This is a genomic window from Methylobacterium sp. WL18 (genome assembly GCF_008040015.1).
Lineage (GTDB): Bacteria > Pseudomonadota > Alphaproteobacteria > Rhizobiales > Beijerinckiaceae > Methylobacterium > Methylobacterium mesophilicum.
Genome location: NZ_VRVD01000604.1, coordinates 1 through 2841 on the forward strand (window position 1 = coordinate 1; position 2841 = coordinate 2841).

Annotated in this window: 1 protein-coding gene and 2 pseudogenes; all 3 read left to right on the top strand. The window is 69.3% G+C overall.

Features of this window, described 5'->3' with window-relative positions; translation table 11 throughout:
• Nucleotides 1-240: pseudogene (locus FV228_RS33810) on the top strand (collagen-like protein); the annotation flags it as partial.
• A 622-nt stretch (nucleotides 241-862) separates the two neighbouring features.
• Entirely contained in the window at nucleotides 863-2497 is a 1635-nt protein-coding gene (locus tag FV228_RS25685; protein WP_147857128.1) for a TolC family outer membrane protein, read from the top strand.
• Between the two features lie 123 nt (nucleotides 2498-2620).
• Nucleotides 2621-2841: pseudogene (locus FV228_RS25690) on the top strand (DUF2497 domain-containing protein); the annotation flags it as partial.

The window sequence follows — 2841 nt, forward strand, 5'->3', positions numbered from 1 at the left end:
CCGGTGGGCAGCGCGGGGCCCGCAGGCCCGCCGGGCCCGCGTGGTCCGCAGGGGGTGCCGGGACCGATCGGGAAAGCCGCACCGTCGAGTGCCGCCTTCAAGGCCAAGCCGTCGCCGACCCTCACGGGCTCGGTGGTTAGGCCCCGCGCGACGCGACCACAGCAGGAGCCGGGCCAGGGCTCCGGCGACGCCGTGCCTTCCGAGCCGGGCGCGGGCGTCGCCGCCGACGATCGCTATTGATGCGTCTCCGGCGGCCGCGTCCAAGAGGAGGCAGCGGCGATCCATCGGCTTCCCATCGCTGCGCCGCGGATGTTCGGGGGACGGCCGGGGGAGCCGACGGACGGCTTGCCGGGCGTCCCGCGACGGAGAACGAGCTCTTGGAGCCGCGCACGCACGTCAAACCGGTTGCGTCGGCGCACCCGCGGCTCGGATCGGGCGCCCGGGCCGGGGGCCGATGCGTGCCCGGCTCGGTTCGACCGTCCCGGAGGTTCGCCCCACCATGCGGTTGCACGGAGTTCCCGCGCCGGCCGCGCGGCAAACGCGCATCTCCCTCTGAACACGGACGAATTCGCGTTTTCGGCACCGCGTTTACGGCCGGCGTGGCCGCCTGCCGAGGCGGCCTGCCATGTGTCACCTTAATGCCCCAACGCACCACATTCCGACGCCGACGCCGGGCAAGCCCGAGCCAAACCGGCGGATTTGCGCTAAGCGTGACGGTGGGGCGGGCTTGATCGGATCCCTGCGTAACGCCGTACCTTGGCCGTTTTCGCGGCGGACATCCGGACCGTTATAAAGACCGCAAGGGCTTGTTATCGTGACAATACGTCCACCAGCGAGTTGCCCCGCGCTCCGAGTGATCGGAATGGCGTCCGGACTCGCGATCCTGGCCACGAATCCGTCCCTCGCCGAGACCTTGGAGAGCGCTCTCGCCAAGGCTTACCAGGGCAATCCGTCTCTCAATGCCAGCCGCGCCGGCGTCCGCGCCATCGACGAGAACGTCGCCATCGCGCAGGCAGGCTATCGGCCGCAGGTCAATGTCGGCGCCTCGATCGGCGTGCAGTATCTGCAGACCCGCAGCGGCAGCGCGGTCGCTTCCGTCGGCGGAACCGCAGCCGGTTCGGGAACCTCGGCGGCAAGCAGCGGCTCGTCGCTCGGGGGTTCGTCACTGGGCGGCTCGTCACTGGGCGGGACATCGCTCGGCGGCACGACCGGCTCGGCCGTCACCGGGGGCTCCGCCGTCGGAACTTCGACGGGCATCGGCACCAGCGCCGGCGCCGGCTTGGGATCGTCGTCGTCGGGTTTGGCAGCCGGCCAGTCGGCCGGCAGCAGCGGCACGTCCACCGATGTGACCTCTCAGGTGCTGACGTCGTCGAACCGGACCACGCGCACGACCTATCTGCCGAGCAGCGCGAGCCTGACCGTCTCGCAGACGATCTTCAACGGCTTCCAGACCGACAACTCCGTCCGGCGGGCCGAGTCGACCGTCTACAGCCAACGCGAGACCCTGCGGTTCACCGAACTCACGGTCCTCTACAACGCCGTCCAGGCGTACATGAACGTGCTCAGCAACACCGCGACGCTGGAGCTCAACCGGAACAACGTCGAGGTTCTGGAGGAGCAGCTGCGCCAGACCCGCGACCGCTTCAACGTCGGCGAGGTGACCCGCACCGACGTGGCCCAGGCCGAGGCCCGGCTCGCCGGCGCCCGGTCGCAGGTGAGCGCTGCCGAGTCGACCCTGCGCACCAGCATCGGTGTCTACCGCCAGAATATCGGCGTCGAGCCGCGCCAGCTGGCGCCGGGCCGGCCGCTGGATCGCTATGTCCCGATCAACCTCGATGCGGCCATCGCGATCGGGCTGCGCGAGCATCCGCAGGTCGTGTCGGCCATCCACGCCGTCGATGCCGCGGAAGCCCAGGTCAAGATCCTGGAGGGCCAGCTCGCGCCGACGCTCAGCCTGCAGGGCTCGCTGAGCCAGCTCTACGATCAGAACGGCCCGAACACGAGCTTCTTCGTCGGGTTCGTGGGCGGCCGGCTCAACATCCCGATCTACGAGGGCGGCCAGACCTACGCACAGATCCGGCAGGCCAAGGAGACGGTCGGCCAGACCCGCATCCAGGTCGATCAGGTCCGCGACCAGGTCCGGGCCCAGATCGTCGATTTCTGGGGTCGCCTGGAGGCCGCCAAGGCCCAGGTCATCGCCGCGCAGGCACAGGTCCAGGCCAACGAGGTCGCGCTCAACGGCGTGCGCGAGGAGGCCCGCGTCGGCCAGCGCACCACCCTGGACGTGCTCAACGCCCAGCAGGAACTGCTGAACTCGCGGGTGAACCTGATCCTGGCCCAGCGCGACCGGGTGATCTTCTCCTACGGCGTGGTCCAGTCGATCGGGCAGCTCACCGCCCGCTTCACCGCCCTGCCGGTGGAGTACTACAGTGCCAAGATCCACTACGATCAGGTCAAGGATCTGTGGTTCGGCCTGCGCACCCCGGACGGACGCTGAGGTCTTTTCCCCGGGGAGTGTGGTGCAGGCGCGCTTGCCGCGACGAATTGGCATGGAATACTGTTTGACGACCGGCCCGATCGGGTCATCCTCCGAACATCCCATGCCTGAGCGCGCCTGTTGATGAGTGCAGCGAGCCCCAAGATCCCGGACTCGAAATTCCAGGACAAGGCTGCCGATAAGGCGCATGAGCCTTCGATGGAGGAGATCCTCGCCTCGATCCGGAGGATCATCGCGGACGATCAGGCGGCCAAGCCCGCCGAGATCGCGCCGTCGCCCGAGCCCGAGCCCGACGACGTGCTCGACCTCGCCGAGGTCGCCGAGCCGGTCATCCGGCCCCGCGC